Source organism: Curtobacterium sp. 1310, from assembly GCF_017834105.1.
Classification (GTDB): Bacteria; Actinomycetota; Actinomycetes; order Actinomycetales; family Microbacteriaceae; genus Curtobacterium.
On record NZ_JAFICY010000001.1, the window covers coordinates 63,646 to 79,950 of the forward strand.

Here is a 16,305-nt window from a genome sequence, read left to right on the forward strand (position 1 = left end):
CATTTCCATCACGAGTGCTCATCCACAGTTCCGCCATCCGACCGACGGCGCCGGTTGCATTGCCGCATCGTCGTCGGTGGAGGCAACGACATGGAACGACGAACACTGGGGCAGTACGGCGAGGACCGCGCGGTGGAATGGCTCACGGCGCGCGGGTACCGATTGGTGGAACGGAACTGGCGGTGCGCACGCGGCGAGGTCGACGTGGTCGCCTGGCACGGGCGGACACTCGTGTTCATCGAGGTCAAGACGCGAGCGGGCACGGCGACCGGGCACCCGTTCGAGGCGATCACCACGGCGAAGACCGCGCGCCTCCGACGGCTGGTGCCGATGTGGTTCGCGGCGCATCCCGACATGCACGCCCCGGCGGTCCGTCTCGATGCGCTGGCGGTGCACGTGGCCGGTGACCGGCACGGCATCGAGCACCTCACGGGGATCCTGTGACCGGCATCGGTCGGTCCGCCGCGGTCGCCCTGCTCGGCGTGACCGGACGGCGGATCGAGGTCGAGGCGCACCTGACGAGCCAGCTGCCCGCCTTCAGCATCATCGGACTGCCGGACACCTCGTTGGGCGAGGCCCGAGAGCGGGTCCGGGCCGCAGCGGCGAACGCCGGGGCGCCCCTGCCGGCCCGGCGGATCACGGTCAACCTGACGCCGGCGGCGATCCCGAAGCGCGGATCGGGCTTCGACCTGGCGATCGCCATGGCGGTGCTCGCCGGCGCGGACGTCGCGCCCCGTGTGAGCGAACGGGTCGTGTACATCGGGGAGCTCGGGCTCGACGGGCGACTCCGGCCCGTACCCGGGGTCGTGCCGATGCTGCTCGCGGCACGGGACGCCGGAGCCGAGCGGGTGGTGCTCCCCACGGGGAACGCCGAGGAGGCCCGGTTCGTGCGCGGTGTGGACGTCCGCGCCGTGGACTCGCTCCGTGCCGCCGCGATCGACGCCGGGGCGCTCCTCCCGCCGGTCGAGGTCGACCCGGTCGCCGCACCGCCGGTCCTCCCCGAGCGATCACCCGTCGCCGAGCTGGCCGAGGTCGTGGGCAACCCCACCGGCGTCCGTGCCCTCGTCGCGGCGGCCGCCGGCGGACACCACGCCCTGCTCGTGGGACCGCCGGGCGCCGGCAAGACGATGCTCGCGGAACGGCTGCCGGGTCTGCTGCCGGACCTCGACGACGACGCGGCGCTCGAGGTCGCGGCGGTCCGGTCGGTCGCCGGGCACGGGGTCGCATCGTGGACCACGAGACCTCCGTGGGAGGCCCCGCACCACTCGGCGTCCGCGGTGTCCCTCATCGGTGGCGGCTCCGGCACGGTCCGACCGGGCGCCGTCTCGCGTGCGACACAGGGCGTGCTGTTCCTCGACGAGGCCCCGGAGTTCCCGCGCGCGGTGCTCGACGCACTGCGACAGCCCCTGGAGTCCGGACGGATCACGGTGCACCGGGCCGCCGGGGCCGCCGAGTTCCCCGCACGCTGTCAGGTCGTACTCGCGGCGAACCCGTGTCCGTGCGGCAACGCCGGCTCGATGCGGCAACCGTGCGAGTGCGCGCCGGCCACCGTCCGCCGGTACCTCGGCCGCATGTCCGGACCGTTGCTCGACCGCATCGACATCCGGGTGCGCGTGCCGCGGGTGACCACCGGCCTGATCCGCGGTGAGGACGGCACGACGCCCAGCACGGCGCAGGCTCGAGCGACCGTCGAGGCGGCACGCCACGCGATGCGCACCAGGCTCGTCGGTACGGGGTGGACCCGGAACGCCGAGGTGTCGGGGGCGTGGCTCCGCGGCCCCGGGCGGGTGGACCGGCGGGCGACGACGGCGCTCGACCAGGCGCTCGACCTCGGCACGCTGACGATGCGCGGCTGGGACCGGACGATGCGCCTCGCCTGGACGCTCGCGGACCTGCAGGGGGACGACCGGCCGGGCGAACGGCACGTGCGCGAGGCCCTCGCCCTCCGGAGTGCGCTGTGACCGGGGCGCCCGACCTGCTCGAGACGGTCGCGGTGCTCCTCGGTCGGGCTGTGGCCGACGCGGTGGACCCGGTGGAGGCAGCGGCGCGCGTGGCGTGGTCGGCCGTCGTGGAGCCGGGGGACGCGGTGGCGGGGATGCTCGTCCAGGGACTCGGGGCCGAGCGCTCGTTCGCGCTCGTCCGGTCGGCGTGCGACGACGGACCCGTTGGCCTGCTCGACTCCTGCATCGACCGGGGTGTCCCGGGGGCTGAGTCCCCGGCACCCTTCGCCCGCACGCTGCGGATCGCCCTCGAGCGCTGGCGCCCACGGCTCGCCCGGGTCGACGTCCTGACGACGCTCGAGGCGGCGCGCGCGGTCGGTGCGCGGCTCGTCGTGCCGGGCACGGCCGGGTGGCCCACCGGCGTCGACGACCTCGGGCCGCACGCGCCCGTCGTGCTCTGGACGCGGTCGGGGCGTCGGGCCTCCGGTCCTGCCCTGGCCGTCGTCGGTTCGCGGGCGAACACCGTCGCAGGGGCCGAGGCGACCGCGGAGATCGCCTCGGCCGCCGCCGACGCCGGGTGCACGGTGGTGAGCGGTGGGGCCTACGGCATCGACGCGACCGCGCACCGGGTCGCGGTCGCGGCGGGCACGCCGACGGTGGCGGTCCTGGCCGGCGGGATCGACCAGCTCTACCCGACGGGCAACGTCGAACTGCTGCGGAACGTCGCACGGCAGGGCAGCCTGCTGGCCGAGTCCCCGCCGGGTACCCGGCCGACACGGTGGCGGTTCCTCGCACGGAACCGACTGATCGCGGCGCTGGGTGCGGCGACCGTCGTGGTCGAGGCCGGGGCCCGCTCGGGCGCGTTGAACACGGCGCACCACGCTGCGCAGCTCGGCCGACCCGTGTTCGCCGTCCCGGGGGCGTTCTCGTCGTCGGCGTCGGTCGGGTGCCACCGTCTCGTGGCGCAGGGGCGTGCTCAGATCGTCGTGGGTCCGGGCGACCCCGTCGAGGCCGTCGTCGGACGACGCGGATCCGGGCGAGGACACCCGTCGAGGGACGGTGGGCCGACGTGCGCCGACGAGCCGATCGGTGGTCGGCAGGACCCCGAGGTGGTCCGGGTCCTGGACGCATTGGGACGGCGGGCGCTCGGCGAGCAGGAGATCGCCGTGCGCTCGGGCATGTCGGCGGGTGCGGTGGCGGACGCGCTCGCGCTGGCCGAACTGCAGGGGCTCGTCACGCACACCGTCGGCGGGTGGACCAGGTCGTGACGGCGCCGGACGCTTACCCTGGGGCCCGTGGCGGAGCAGACGGACGGGCGACTCGTGGCGGCGGTGGAGTCGTTCCTCGACCACGTCCGTGGCGCCCGGGGTCTGAGCGACCAGACCGTCCGTGCCTACGCGAACGACCTCGACCAGCTGGTGCAGTTCGCCGACGAGCGGGGGATCGCCGCCACCGCGGACCTCGGTCTCGAGGTGCTCCGCGACTGGCTGTGGGAAGCGGACCGACGCGGGCTCGCCCGGTCCACGATCGCGCGCCGGTCGTCGTCGGTGCGGGTGTTCACCCGCTGGGCCAGCGAGACCGGTCTGCTCGACACCGACCCCGGCGCCCGGCTGCGCGCGCCCAAGGGGGCGGGACACCTGCCGCGCGTCGTGTCGACCGACCAGGTCCGGACGGTGCTCGACGGACTCGCGGCTCGGGCGGACACGGACGACCCTGCTGCGCTCCGCGACCTGGCGGTCGTCGAACTGCTCTACGCCGCGGCGATCCGGGTGAGCGAGCTCGTCGGCATCGACGTCGAGGACGTCGACCGAGACCGCCTGACCGTGCGAGTGCTCGGCAAGGGCGGCAAGGAACGGGTGGTGCCGTTCGGCGTGCCCGCAAGGGACGCGCTCGAGGCCTGGCTCGGACGGGGTCGCCCGGTCCTCGCTGCGCGCGCTGCCGAGCGGTCACCGGCCCCCGCCCGGCAGTCGGACACCTCCCCGCAGCCGGTCCCCTCCGAGCAGCAGGTGCAGCGCTCCGGCGGGCCCGCGCTCTTCCTCGGCGACCGGGGTGGCCGACTCGGGGTCCGCAGCGTGTACCGGGTGGTCGCTCGAGCGCTCGGAGACCTGCCGGGCGCGGGTCCGAGCGGGCCGCACACCTTCCGGCACACCGCGGCGACGCACCTGCTCGACGGGGGAGCGGACCTCCGGGCCGTGCAGGAGCTCCTCGGGCACGCGAGCCTCGGGACGACGCAGATCTACACGCACGTCTCGTCCGCCCGGCTCCGGGAGGTCTACCGAACGGCGCACCCCCGCGCTTGACGGCGAACGGCCGGGCGGGAGTCCCGACGCCGTTCCGCCGCACGGCCTCGCGGCCTCGCGGCCTCCGGCACGTCACCCCGGCCACGCCGACTCCGGGAGCAGGACCGGCCAGGCAGCCGGCGACAGGAACCGCAGTGGATCGACGTAGCGACCCTCGACCCGTGCGCCGAGGTGCAGGCACGGATCGGCGGCGGGACAGTGTCCGACCGTGACGGCACCGACCACCATCCCCTGCTGGACGGCGTCGCCCGTCGCCACCGAGGGTTCGACGGAGTCCAGCGTGCTCACGAGGCCCTCCCCGTGGTCGATGGTCACGACGCCCCTGCCGGCGACCTGCCCGGCGAACGACACCGTGCCGTCCGCCACCGCGACCGCAGGGGTACCGACGGACGTAGCCAGGTCGATGCCGCGGTGACCGGGCGCGTAGTCGTCCGCGGGTGCCTCGAACGGTCGGACCACCTCGCGCGTGCCCGTCGGCCAGACCCACGGCGCCGGAGCGACGTCCTCGCTCGCCACGATCGTTCCGGCCGAGCGGCCAGCCTCGTCGGACGTCGCCGGGTGCCCCGACAGGAGCGCACTCGCGAGCGCGACCACGAGCGGACCCGCGAGTGCGACCGGGAGTGCGACCGCGAGGACGAGGAGCCCACCCGGCCGCCCGGGCCGAGGGAGGAGCGGTGACCGTCTCATGTGACGAGGGTCGTCGAGACGCGCCCGGGCACGGGCGGCGGCGGGCCGATCTGGGGACGGTGCCCGCTGCCTCCAGGGCTGTGCAGGGACGGCTGTCGGACGGCGCCGCGCCACACCACGTCCTCTCGCGGTGCCGGCTGCGACACGACACGCGTCGATCGACGCGTGCAACGTCGGCGAACCCGTGCGATCCACGGCGACCCCAGAACGCGTCCAACCCCGCATGCCCCGCCGCGCCGCCGCGCCGCCGCGCCGCCGCGCCCCGATGTGCCCCGCGAGCCGCCAGCGAGTACAGTCGGGGCCGCTCCGGAACACGCAACGCCGCTCGGACGGCGAACCAGCCGACCGCCGGGGCACCGTGCGCCACCCAGCACGGCGGCAAGAACCTGGAGCACCGTGTCGAACACGTCCACCCAGCACGGCGAGGACCGTGCGTTCAAGGGGAAGGTCACCCTGTTCGCCATCGCGGCGGCAGTCGGCGGCTTCCTCTTCGGATTCGACTCCTCCGTCATCAACGGAGCCGTCGACGCGATCAAGGGCGAGTTCGGCCTGTCCGAGGCCGCCAGCGGCTTCGCGGTCGCCTCCGCGCTCATCGGCTGTGCCTTCGGTGCCTACTTCGCCGGTCGCCTGGCCGACCGCTGGGGCCGGACGCGCGTCATGTTCTGGGCAGCGGTGCTGTTCTTCGTCAGCTCGATCGGCTCGGCCTTCGCGTTCGCGACCTGGGACCTCGTCATCTGGCGTCTCGTCGGTGGCCTCGGCATCGGTACCGCGTCGGTGATCGCCCCCGCGTACATCTCCGAGGTCTCCCCGAAGGCGATCCGCGGCCGACTGGCGTCCTTCCAGCAGCTCGCCATCACGCTCGGCATCTTCGCCGCCCTGCTCTCCGACCAGCTCTTCGCGGTGACCGCCGGTGGCGCCTCGGAGCAGGTCCTCGGCCTCGCCGCCTGGCGCTGGATGTTCCTCGTCGGTGTCGTGCCGTCCGTCGTCTACGGCGTGCTCGCGATCACCCTGCCGGAGTCCCCGCGCTTCCTGCTCTCGAAGGGCCGTGCCGACGACGCCCGCGAGGTCATGGGCAAGATCGTCCCGCGTGACACCGTGAACACGAGCCTGGAGGAGATCCAGGACGGCATCAAGAAGGAGGCCAACGAGAAGAAGGGCTCCATCCGGGGCAACCGCTTCGGCCTGCAGCCCATCGTCTGGGTCGGCATCATCCTCGCCGTGCTGCAGCAGTTCGTCGGCATCAACGTGATCTTCTACTACTCGACGACCCTCTGGCAGGCGGTCGGGTTCAAGGAGAGCGACTCGTTCCTCATCTCGACGATCACGTCGATCGTCAACGTCGCCGTCACGTTCATCGCGATCTTCACCGTGGACAAGCTCGGCCGGAAGCCGCTGCTCGTGGCGGGCTCGTCGGGCATGTTCGTCTCGCTCACGATGGTCGCGATCGCGTTCTCGCAGGCCACGATCGTGGACGGCGCGCCGAGCCTGCCCGGCTCCTGGGGCATCATCGCGCTGATCTTCGCGAACCTGTTCGTGGTCTCCTTCGGCGCCACCTGGGGTCCGCTCATGTGGGTCCTGCTCGGCGAGATGTTCCCGAACCGCATCCGCGCGACCGCGCTCGGTGTCGGCTCGGCCGCCAACTGGATCGCGAACTTCGTGGTCACGATCTCGTTCCCGGTGCTCTCCGGCTTCAACCTGACGGTGACCTACGGCATCTACGCCCTGTTCGCCCTGCTCTCGCTGTTCTTCGTCATCGCGAAGATCCCGGAGACGAAGGGCCGCTCCCTCGAGGAAATGGGCATCACGGCAGAGGGCGACACGGTGTCGGCGAAGTAGCGTCCACCGGCGTCACCACCTGACGGGAGGCGCGGTGCGGGTCGGACCCGCACCGCGCCTCCCGTGCGTCCCGGCTCCGTCGTGTCCCGGGCACGGTCGTGTCCCGGGCACGGTCGTGTCCGGGCGCCGTCGTACCGGGCGCGGTCGTGTCCGGGCTCCGTCGTGTCCGGCGACGGCCTGGGCGTCCGGACCTGCTAACATTGCGACCGCAGCGCGCTCCGGCGCGCTGACTTCGCGCGTCCACAGTGCTCGTGCAACAGCAGTGCTCGTCCAACAGCAGTGCTCTCGCCACGACACGTTCCGCGGCCACCGGTCCTGCTCTCACGAGCGGGCGGCCGCGCGGACAGGGCGCCAGGGGTCACGGCCACCGGTCGCGACCGACACAACCGCAACCGTGCGCACGGCCGAACAGTCGTGTGCCGAGAACAAGGAGGGACGGCATGGCCGTCGTCACCATCCGCCAGCTGCTCGACAGCGGCGTCCACTTCGGACACCAGACCCGTCGGTGGAACCCGAAGGTGAAGCGCTTCATCCTCGCGGAGCGCTCGGGCATCCACATCATCGACCTGCAGCAGTCGCTGGCCTACATCGACCGCGCGTACGACTTCGTCAAGGAGACGGTCGCGCACGGTGGCACGATCCTCTTCGTGGGCACCAAGAAGCAGGCGCAGGGCTCCATCGCCGAGCAGGCGACCCGCGTCGGCCAGCCGTACGTCAACCAGCGTTGGCTCGGCGGTCTGCTCACGAACTTCCAGACGGTCTCCAAGCGCCTCGCGCGCATGAAGGAGCTCGAGGAGATCGACTTCGACGACACGACGAAGGGCTTCACCAAGAAGGAGCTCCTCATCAAGAAGCGCGAGCTGGACAAGCTCCACAAGACCCTCGGTGGTATCCGCAACCTCACGCGGACCCCGAGCGCGCTCTGGGTCGTCGACACCAAGAAGGAGCACCTCGCGATCGACGAGGCGCAGAAGCTCGGGATCCCGGTCATCGGCATCCTCGACACCAACTGCGACCCCGACGAGATCACCTACCCGATCCCGGGCAACGACGACGCGATCCGCTCCGTCGGTCTCCTGACCCGCATCGTCGCCGACGCCGCGGCCGAGGGCCTGAAGACCCGCCACAACGGCGGCGACGAGGAGACGGCCGAGCCGCTGGCCGAGTGGGAGCAGGAGCTCCTCTCCGGTGAGCAGGGTGGCGCGCAGGCCGCTCCGGCAGCCGAGGCCGCCCCCGCAGCCGAGGCTCCCGTCGAGGAGAACGACGCCGACGCGCAGGTCGCCGCGAAGGAGATCGGCGAGCCGATCGCCGACGAGGCCAAGAACGCCGAAGCCACCTCGGCCGAGTAGTCACCGGGGGCGCCGGGCCGGTCGGCTCGGCGCCCCTTCCCTCTCTCTCCACAACACCAGTCCAGAAAGGACTCCAGTCAATGGCCAACTACAGCCTTGCTGACGTGAAGAAGCTCCGTGAGGACCTCGGGGCCGGCATGATGGACGCGAAGAACGCGCTCGTCGAGGCCGACGGCGACTACGACAAGGCCGTCGAGCTGCTCCGCATCAAGGGCGCGAAGGCCGTCGCCAAGCGCGACGACCGTGCGACCTCCGAGGGTGTCGTCGTCGCGACGACCGAGGGTGGCGCCGCCACCGTCGTCGAGCTCGCGAGCGAGACCGACTTCGTCGCGAAGAACGAGAAGTTCACCACCCTCGCCGACAAGGTCGTGGCCGCGGTCGCCGCCGCCGGTGCGTCCGACGTCGAGGCCGGCAACGCCGCGCCGCTCGACGGCAAGACCGTCGCCGAGACGATCGACGAGGCCGCCGCCGCGCTGGGTGAGAAGCTCGCGCTGCGCACCGTCGTCCGTGTCGAGGGCGACGCCTTCGAGGTCTACCTGCACAAGACCAGCCAGGACCTGCCGCCGCAGATCGCCGTCGTCATCGCCTACGCGGGCTCCGACGCCGCCGAGGCGCGGTCGATCGCCCAGCACGTCGCGTTCGCGAACCCGACGTACCTGACCCGCGACGAGATCCCGGCCGAGGCCATCGAGAAGGAGCGCGCGACCGTCGAGGCGATCACGCGCGAGGAGGGCAAGCCGGAGGCCGCCCTGCCGAAGATCGTCGAGGGTCGCCTCAACGCGTACCGCAAGCAGGTCGCGCTCCTCGAGCAGGACTACGCGAAGGACAACAAGCTGTCCGTCGCGAAGGCCGCCGAGAACGCCGGTCTGACGATCCAGGGCTTCGCCCGCGTCAAGGTCGGCGCGTAACGAACCCGTGACGGGGCTCGGAACCACATCGGTTCCGGGCCCCGTTTTCTGCGCGCTGCGACACGCGCGGAGCCGGCCGGGAGGCACGACCTCCTCCGCCGGACCGGCTGCGGCCGGGTAGATTCCCACGAGACATTCGACGAAGGGTGCGCCACATGACGAACGAGAAGACCGGACGCCGCCGGGTCCTGCTGAAGCTGTCGGGGGAGGCGTTCGGGGCGGGGTCCCTCGGGGTGAACCCGGACGTCATCAGCACCATCGCCAAGGAGATCGCGCAGGCCGCGCAGGACGTCGAGGTGGCCATCGTGGTCGGCGGCGGCAACTTCTTCCGCGGTGCCGAGCTCTCGCAGCGCGGCATGGACCGCGGTCGTGCCGACTACATGGGCATGCTCGGCACCGTGATGAACGCGCTCGCGCTCCAGGACTTCCTGGAGCAGGCCGGAGCGGCGACCCGGGTGCAGTCCGCGATCAGCATGACCCAGGTCGCAGAGCCGTACATCCCGCGGCGCGCCGAGCGGCACCTCGAGAAGGGGCGCATCGTGATCTTCGGTGCCGGTGCGGGCCTGCCGTACTTCTCGACCGACACGGTCGCCGCCCAGCGTGCGCTCGAGATCGACGCGCACGAGGTCCTCGTGGCCAAGAACGGCGTGGACGGTGTGTACACCGCCGACCCGAAGAAGGACGCCACCGCCGAGAAGCTGCACCACGTCACGTACCAGGACGCCCTGCTGCAGGGCCTGAAGGTCGTCGACGCGACGGCGTTCTCGCTCTGCATGGACAACGGCATGCCGATGCACGTCTTCGGCATGGAGGGCGAGGGCAACGTCGCGGCCGCCATCCGCGGGGAGCGCATCGGCACGGTCGTCAGCAACTGACCCGCACGCTGACTAGACTCGACGCAGTACCGAAGGAGAACCACCGTGATCAGTGATGTCCTGACCGAAGCCACCGAGAAGATGGCGAAGGCCGTCGACGTCGCCAAGGACGACTTCGCGACCGTCCGTACCGGACGCATCAACGCCGCCCTCTTCCAGAAGATCCCGGTCGACTACTACGGCACCCCGACGCCGCTCGCGCAGCTCGCGTCGCTCCAGACGCCCGAGGCACGCACGCTCATCGTCACGCCGTACGACAAGTCGGCCCTCAAGGAGATCGAACGCGCGATCGCGACGTTCCCGAACCTCGGCGCCAGCCCGTCGAACGACGGCGAGATCGTCCGCGTGACGATCCCTGAGCTCACGCAGGACCGCCGCAAGGAGTTCGTGAAGCTCGTGCGTGGCAAGGGTGAGGACCACAAGGTCGTCATCCGGAACATCCGTCGCCGCGCGAAGGACGACCTCGACGCGCTGAAGGGTGAGATCTCCGACGACGAGATCGCCCGGGGCGACAAGGACCTCGAGGCCCTGACGAAGAAGCACGTCGACCAGATCGACGACGCGCTGAAGAAGAAGGAAGCCGAACTCCTCGAGGTCTGATGCGTCTCCCCGAGCCGGGCGGCGACCGCCCCACAGAACCGCGCCCGACCGGAGCAGCCCCGACCACGAAGAAGGGGCTGCGACAGGACTTCGATGCCCGTGCCCGTGCGGCGCGCGCCGACTTCGAGGCGCAGCTCAAGCAGCGCAAGGCGGACTTCGGCGCGCGCAACGAGGCACTGACCGCCCGCACCGGCCGCAACCTGCCGGCCGCGATCGCCATCGCCCTGGCGTTCGCGGTCGTCATGCTGGGGTCGCTCCTCATCTGGAAGCCGGCGTTCATGGTCGTCGCGGCCTTCCTGCTCGGGGTGGCCGTCTACGAGCTCGCGAGTGCGATGCGGTTCGCCGGGCGCGACGTGCCGCGCATCCCGAGCGTGGCCGCGGCCGTCGTCATGGTCCCGGCAGCGTTCCTCGGAGGGCAGGTCGCGGCGCTGTTCGCGATCCTCGGCGGCATCGTCCTCATCGCGGTCTGGCGGCTCGTCGAGGTCGCGATCGCGCGGGAGAAGCCGCCGGCCGGTCACGTCGCCCGCGACCTGACGAACGGCCTGTTCGTGCAGGCCTACATCACCCTGCTCGGTGCGTGCATCGTGCTGCTCTCGGCCCAGCCCCGCGGTGAGCTGTGGGTGATCGCCTTCATCCTGGTGGTCGTCGCCGTCGACACGGGTGCGTACGCCACCGGGCTCAACCTCGGCAAGCACCCGATGGCGCCGCGGATCAGCCCGAAGAAGACCTGGGAGGGCTTCGCGGGATCGGTCGCCGCGAGCATCCTGGTCGGCATCGTGGTGACCTGGCTCATGCTCGGTCTGCCCTGGTGGACCGGCATCGTCCTCGGTGTCCTCATCTCGGGCTCCGCCACGCTCGGCGACCTGACCGAGTCGATGATCAAGCGCGACCTCGGCATCAAGGACATCTCGTCGTTCCTGCCCGGGCACGGTGGGCTGCTCGACCGCATCGACAGCATCCTGCCGTCGGCGGCCGTGGCCTACGTGTTGTTCCTGGTGGTCGTCCACTGACCTGAGCGCCCGACGCCCTGTCGGACCGCGCGTCCAGGTGGCGCCATGGTCCGGTGCTGGCAGAATGTCGCCGTGGCCACGACCTTCCCCTCCGCAGACCGCAAGTCCCTCGGGTACGACGTCGACGAGGTCGAGCGGTTCCTCGAGGACGCCCGTCGTGCGTACACCGCGGGCGACACCGCTCCCGGCATCGAGGCGGCGAAGATCCGCAGGACCGCCTTCTCCATGCGCAAGGGCGGCTACTCCACGGCACACGTCGACGCCGCGCTCGAGCGCCTCGAGGACGCCTTCGCCGCTCGCGAGCGGGAGCGCGAGATCGCCGAGACGGGTCAGAAGGCCTGGTACGCCGAGGCCCGCGCCAAGGCGTCGGACGTCGTCGCGCGACTCGAGCGTCCCACCGGGCAGCGGTTCGCACGCACCAGCCCGCTCGGCACCGGCTACCACCCGAAGGACGTCGACGTCTTCGCGGAGCGGCTGGCGGGCTACTTCCGCGACGGCAAGCCGCTCAGCCTGACCGAGGTCCGGTCGGTGGTGTTCCGCCCGAAGCACGGCGGCTACCGCGAGGCGCAGGTGGACGCGCTGCTCGACGCGGTCGTCGAGGTCATGCTCGCCGTCCGCTGACGACGCGCGGGACACCGGTGCTTCTCTTCCCGTGACCGTTCCGTTATCCTGGACCCACTCATGGGCAGGCACACGGCAGACCTCAGCTCCGACCGCGGTACCCGCGAGCACCTCGACCGTCCGGTCGTCGGTGAGCGCCGCGCGGCACGCGACCGACTCCGCACGACGGGGCACTCGGTCCTCCACGAGACCCCGCGGGTCGAGACGGCAGCGCTGCCGTCGACACCGCTGGGCGCACCCGTGACGGCGCCGACCCCGGTCGCGACGTCCGCCGCACCGGCGACCGCTCCGGTCCTCGTCCGCGGACCGATCGCACCGACCGGTGCTGCCGACCCGCGCATCGTCCAGCAGCGACGCGCGGTCGCCGCACCGGCGAAGCCGAAGGCCGCCCGGACCCTCAACTCGTTCATGCGCGGACGCGCGACCATCCCGACGCTGTCGTTCTTCGCCGTCTTCGGCTTCGTCGGCGGCTCGCTGTTCAACCCGATGCAGCCCGACGTCGCCCAGGCCGCCGTCGTCGCTCCGGTGCTCGTCAAGGCGCCCGTGGAGCCGCAGCAGTTCACGGCACACGGCACGTACGCCGCGTTCGACGTGACGCGCGACGGCTACGGCGTCACGCTGCCGAAGCCCAAGGTCGAGGAGAAGCCGGCCGAAGCCACCAACGACCAGGCCGACCCGGCAGCGAAGAGCACGGCCGTCACGCCGTCGAACACGCTCGCGGCGACGGCCGCGACGCCGAACCCGGGCAGCGCGCAGGAGATCGCCCAGCAGATGGTCGCCGCACGCGGCTGGGGGAGCGAGCAGTTCAACTGCCTCGTGTCGCTGTGGAACAAGGAGTCGGGTTGGCGCGTCAACGCGTACAACCCGAGCGGTGCCTACGGCATCCCGCAGGCGCTGCCCGGCAGCAAGATGGCCACGGCCGGTGCGGACTGGCAGACGAACCCCGCGACGCAGATCACCTGGGGTCTCAACTACATCTCCGGCGTCTACGGCACCCCCTGCGGCGCGTGGGGCCACAGCCAGTCCTACAACTGGTACTGATCGGCAGTTCCGGGGTGCCGCGCAGCAACCGACCGCGGCGACCCCGTGGTCGTGGTCCCGAGCCGACCGAGGACGAGACCGGTCTCGACCGCCTCATGAGTTCGTGGAGGCGGACCGAGGTCCGTCGCGGTCGTACCTTCACCGTGCAACCGGTGTCCGCGGCGTCCGCACAGAAGGAGTACGTCTGTCCGGGCTGCGGCATGGCCGTGCTGCCGGGTGTCGCGCACGTGGTGGTCTGGCGCGCGGACGGTGTGCTCGGGGACGACGCCGACCTGGCGTCCCGCCGACACTGGCACAACCACTGCTGGAGCATCGCATGAGCACCGAGATCCGCTCGAACACCGAGCTCCCCGCCCGACGTACCGACATCGAACTGGTGACGGACGACCACCTCACCCTCGTCGGCGAGCTCGCCGAGCCGCTCGACCGGCCTGCGCGGGGCACGCTCGTGACGCTCCACCCGCTGCCGACCGCGCACGGGTTCATGGACAGCCACGTGCTGAAGAAGGCTGCCTCGCGCCTGCCCGCGCTGGCCGACATCGCGGTGCTGCGGTTCAACTTCCGGTCGGTGACCTCGCCACGGGGCACGTCCGAGGGCGTCTTCGGTGACGGTGAGTCCGAGGGCTTCGACCTCCGCGCCGCCGTGCAGGAGACCGTCGCACGCGGACTGCCGACCCCGTGGCTCCTCGGCTGGTCGTTCGGCACCGAGGTCGTCCTCAAGCACGGCCTCGAACACGTCGCCGCGGGGAACGTCGCCGGCGTGGTGCTGCTGTCGCCCCCGCTGCACCGGACCTCGGACGACGAGCTCCGACGCTGGGCGGACGTGGACGTCCCGGTCGTCGCGCTGGTCCCGGAGCACGACGACTTCCTGCAGCCGGAGGACGCGGTCCGCCGCTTCGCCGTCGCACCGAACGTGCGGGTCGTCCCCGTCGCGGGCGCGAAGCACCTGTGGGTCGGGGAACGGTACGTCCGCACGGTCCTCGACGCCGTCGCGGACCTCGTGGTCCCGGGCAGCGCGCCGCTGCCGACGCACCTCGACGACTGACCACACGGTCGGCGTCGCGACCGGGCTGACGCCACCGACCGGTCAGGGCCGGACGGCGACCATGCCCCGCGAGCCGACCGTCCCGGGTGAGCGGCGAGCGTTACGGCTGGCGCGGGGGGACGCGACCCGGCCCGGAGGCGCGCGGTGCGCCTCCGGGCCGGGTCGCGGATGCCGTCCTCAGCGGGCGGTGGCGTCCTCGTCGAGGGCCTCGTCGTCCGCCGGCCGGCCGGCCGCCACGGGGGACTCGTCGAGGAGCCCGGTGGCGTGCGTGAGCACGCCGCGCAGGTTCTCCAGGTACCCGGCGACGGCGTCGCGCTCGGTGCGGATGGCGGCGAGCCGGTCCTCGGACTCGGCGATCGCCGCGGCCGACCGTTCCTCGGCCTCCGCGATCATCCGGTGGACTCGCTCCTGGGCGTCGCTGACGATGGTGCGTGCACGTTCCTGTGCCTGCGCGGTGCTCGTACGCTCGAGGTCGTCGGCCTCCTGCTGCAGCCGCTCGGCGCGCTCCCGCGCCTCGGACGCGCGGCGGGTCGCCTCGGCGAGCTGCAGGTTGGCCTCGTCGAGGTACTTCTGCGTCTCGGCCACCGTCTCCTGGTGCTTCTGCAGGTAGTCCTGCTCGGCGTCGTCACGGCGGGCGGCGAGCTCGGACTCGAGCGCCGCGCGGGCCTCGTCGCGTTCTCGGGCGATCGCCGTGCGGACCTCGTCGCGTTCCTGCTGCAGGTCGGCGCGCACCGTGTCGACCTCCTGCTGCAGCGCCGTGCGCTCGGCCTCGAGGTCGGAGAGCTCGGCCGTGCGGCGGTCGGCGATCTCGGTGTCGACCTCGGCGTGCTCCCGCTCGCGGCGCGCAGCGAGCTCGTCGGCGTGCTCGCGAGCGGCGCGCTCGGCGGCGGCGTCGGCCTCGGCGCGCTCGCGTTCGAGGCGGGCGCGGTGCTCCTCGAGTTCCGCGGCGATGCGGGCAGCGGTCTCCTCCACCAGGCGTGCGTTCTCGGCCCGGGTCTGCTCCTCGTCGACACGGAGCTGCGCACGGGCGGCCTCGAGCTCCTGGTCGAGGGCGGTGCGGGCCTCGGCTGCCTCGCGCTCCCAGCGTGCGCGGGCGGCACCGAGTTCGGCGTCGAGCTCACGACGACGGTCGCTGGTCTCCGCCTCGAGTGCGGCCCGGCCGCGCTCGACCTCGGACTCGAGCTCGGCCCGGCCGGTCTCGAGCGCGAGCTCGTGCGCTCGGCGCTGCTCGTCGCGCTCGCGCTGCCAGGCAGCGCGGCCCTCGGCGACCTCGCGCTCGAGGGCGGCGCGCCGCGTGGTCTCCTCGCGGTCGAGGTCCGCGGTGCGCCGGGCGTGGTCGGCCTCGAACACACTGCGTCGGTGCTCGGTCTCACGGTCGAGGTCGGCAGCGGCGCGACGGGCGTCCTCGGCCGCGCGCTGCGCGTCCTCGCGCAGCTCGGCGACCTCGCGCTCGACACGGGCACGCAGGGCATCGGTCTCGCGGATGGCGACCGAGCGGACCTCGGCGGCCTCGGTGACGGCTGCACCCCGGACGGCGGCGGCCTCGTTGCGGGCGTCCTGGGTCAGCAGGCCGGCCTCGGCACGGGCACGCTCGATCGTGTCGGACGACTCGGCCCGGGCGCGGGTGAGCTCGTCGGTCGCACGGGAGCGGGCGTCCTCGAGGGTCTCCGACGCCTCCTGCCGTGCTTCGCGGAGCAGACGCTCGGCCTCGTGCCGACTCGATGCGCGGAGCCGCTGGGCGTCGATGTCCGCCTGGCTGATGAGCCGTGTCGACTGCTCCTCGGCCACGCGCAGGGTGGACTCGAGGCGGGTGCCGAGCCCGCTGTAGGTCGGGGTGCCGGCCTCGTCGAGCTCGCCCTGCAGGTCCGCGACACGCGCCTGCAGGAGACGGATCTCCTTGGCGGCCTCGGCGCGGTCGGTGTTCGACTTGATGAGTTCGCGGCGGAGCTCGTTCACCGAGCGGTCCACCTCGTCGCGGCGGTACCCGCGCAGCTCGGTCCCGAACTCGGCCTCGTCGTTCGCCACGTGTTGCTCCTGGGGGTCGGCGGAGGGCCAGCCCTTGGCCCGCGGACGAGTCTAGTGGCGGCCCACCG

16 protein-coding genes are annotated in these 16,305 nt (G+C 72.4%); 14 read left to right on the top strand and 2 right to left on the bottom strand.

Annotation, left to right across the window (positions count from 1 at the left end):
- The first annotated feature begins 90 nt into the window (after positions 1-90).
- Genes JOD95_RS00315 through JOD95_RS00330 form a run of 4 tightly spaced genes read left to right on the top strand, consistent with a single transcriptional unit; the run spans position 91 to position 4,240 of the window.
- The gene (locus JOD95_RS00315) at positions 91-444 is read left to right on the top strand and encodes a YraN family protein (protein ID WP_209682224.1); all 354 of its coding nucleotides are present in this window, start codon (positions 91-93) and stop codon (positions 442-444) included.
- Positions 441-1,961: a YifB family Mg chelatase-like AAA ATPase gene (locus JOD95_RS00320; RefSeq protein ID WP_209682227.1), complete on the top strand. Its 1,521-nt coding sequence runs from the start codon at positions 441-443 to the stop codon at positions 1,959-1,961. Before JOD95_RS00315 ends, JOD95_RS00320 begins: the two co-directional genes overlap by 4 nt.
- Positions 1,958-3,208, top strand: a complete 1,251-nt coding sequence (gene dprA / locus JOD95_RS00325; RefSeq protein ID WP_209682229.1) for a DNA-processing protein DprA — start codon at positions 1,958-1,960, stop codon at positions 3,206-3,208. Before JOD95_RS00320 ends, dprA begins: the two co-directional genes overlap by 4 nt.
- A gap of 27 nt (positions 3,209-3,235) precedes the next feature.
- Positions 3,236-4,240, top strand: a complete 1,005-nt coding sequence (locus tag JOD95_RS00330) for a tyrosine recombinase XerC (protein WP_209682232.1) — start codon at positions 3,236-3,238, stop codon at positions 4,238-4,240.
- 72 nt (positions 4,241-4,312) lie between these two features.
- Here the strand turns inward: JOD95_RS00330 and JOD95_RS00335 are convergent, their stop codons facing one another.
- On the bottom strand, positions 4,313-4,927 hold the full coding sequence (locus JOD95_RS00335; protein WP_209682235.1) for a M23 family metallopeptidase: 615 nt from the start codon (positions 4,925-4,927) through the stop codon (positions 4,313-4,315).
- Between the two features lie 396 nt (positions 4,928-5,323).
- Here JOD95_RS00335 and JOD95_RS00340 point away from each other — a divergent pair, with 396 nt between their 5' ends.
- From JOD95_RS00340 to JOD95_RS00385, 10 genes are all read left to right on the top strand, one after another.
- Positions 5,324-6,763, top strand: coding sequence for a sugar porter family MFS transporter (locus JOD95_RS00340; RefSeq protein ID WP_066654813.1), 1,440 nt, complete (start codon positions 5,324-5,326; stop codon positions 6,761-6,763).
- Between the two features lie 440 nt (positions 6,764-7,203).
- Positions 7,204-8,112 carry a 30S ribosomal protein S2 gene (gene rpsB / locus JOD95_RS00345; RefSeq protein ID WP_066654811.1) on the top strand — a complete coding sequence of 303 codons (909 nt, stop codon included), beginning with the start codon at positions 7,204-7,206 and terminating at the stop codon, positions 8,110-8,112.
- 80 nt (positions 8,113-8,192) lie between these two features.
- Positions 8,193-9,020, top strand: coding sequence for a translation elongation factor Ts (tsf, locus tag JOD95_RS00350; protein ID WP_066654809.1), 828 nt, complete (start codon positions 8,193-8,195; stop codon positions 9,018-9,020).
- A 155-nt stretch (positions 9,021-9,175) separates the two neighbouring features.
- Positions 9,176-9,895 (top strand): UMP kinase, encoded by a 720-nt coding sequence (gene pyrH, locus JOD95_RS00355; RefSeq protein WP_058729969.1) that lies wholly within the window; start codon positions 9,176-9,178, stop codon positions 9,893-9,895.
- 45 nt (positions 9,896-9,940) lie between these two features.
- Positions 9,941-10,495, top strand: a complete 555-nt coding sequence (gene frr / locus JOD95_RS00360; RefSeq protein WP_066654807.1) for a ribosome recycling factor — start codon at positions 9,941-9,943, stop codon at positions 10,493-10,495.
- The gene (locus tag JOD95_RS00365) at positions 10,495-11,505 is read left to right on the top strand and encodes a phosphatidate cytidylyltransferase (protein ID WP_209682237.1); all 1,011 of its coding nucleotides are present in this window, start codon (positions 10,495-10,497) and stop codon (positions 11,503-11,505) included. The genes frr and JOD95_RS00365 overlap by 1 nt, the downstream gene beginning before the upstream one ends.
- Positions 11,506-11,577: 72 nt before the next feature.
- Positions 11,578-12,126, top strand: a complete 549-nt coding sequence (locus JOD95_RS00370; RefSeq protein WP_200884098.1) for a DivIVA domain-containing protein — start codon at positions 11,578-11,580, stop codon at positions 12,124-12,126.
- A gap of 60 nt (positions 12,127-12,186) precedes the next feature.
- A complete protein-coding gene (locus JOD95_RS16100; protein WP_245171041.1) occupies positions 12,187-13,167 on the top strand; it encodes a transglycosylase SLT domain-containing protein in 981 nt (326 codons plus the stop codon).
- 14 nt (positions 13,168-13,181) lie between these two features.
- Positions 13,182-13,487, top strand: a complete 306-nt coding sequence (locus JOD95_RS00380) for a hypothetical protein (RefSeq protein ID WP_374191713.1) — start codon at positions 13,182-13,184, stop codon at positions 13,485-13,487.
- The gene (locus JOD95_RS00385) at positions 13,484-14,212 is read left to right on the top strand and encodes an alpha/beta hydrolase (RefSeq protein WP_209682241.1); all 729 of its coding nucleotides are present in this window, start codon (positions 13,484-13,486) and stop codon (positions 14,210-14,212) included. Before JOD95_RS00380 ends, JOD95_RS00385 begins: the two co-directional genes overlap by 4 nt.
- A gap of 177 nt (positions 14,213-14,389) precedes the next feature.
- On the opposite strand, the gene JOD95_RS00390 is transcribed toward JOD95_RS00385, so the two are convergent.
- Positions 14,390-16,237, bottom strand: coding sequence for a hypothetical protein (locus JOD95_RS00390; RefSeq protein ID WP_066654799.1), 1,848 nt, complete (start codon positions 16,235-16,237; stop codon positions 14,390-14,392).
- Between the last annotated feature and the right edge of the window lie 68 nt (positions 16,238-16,305).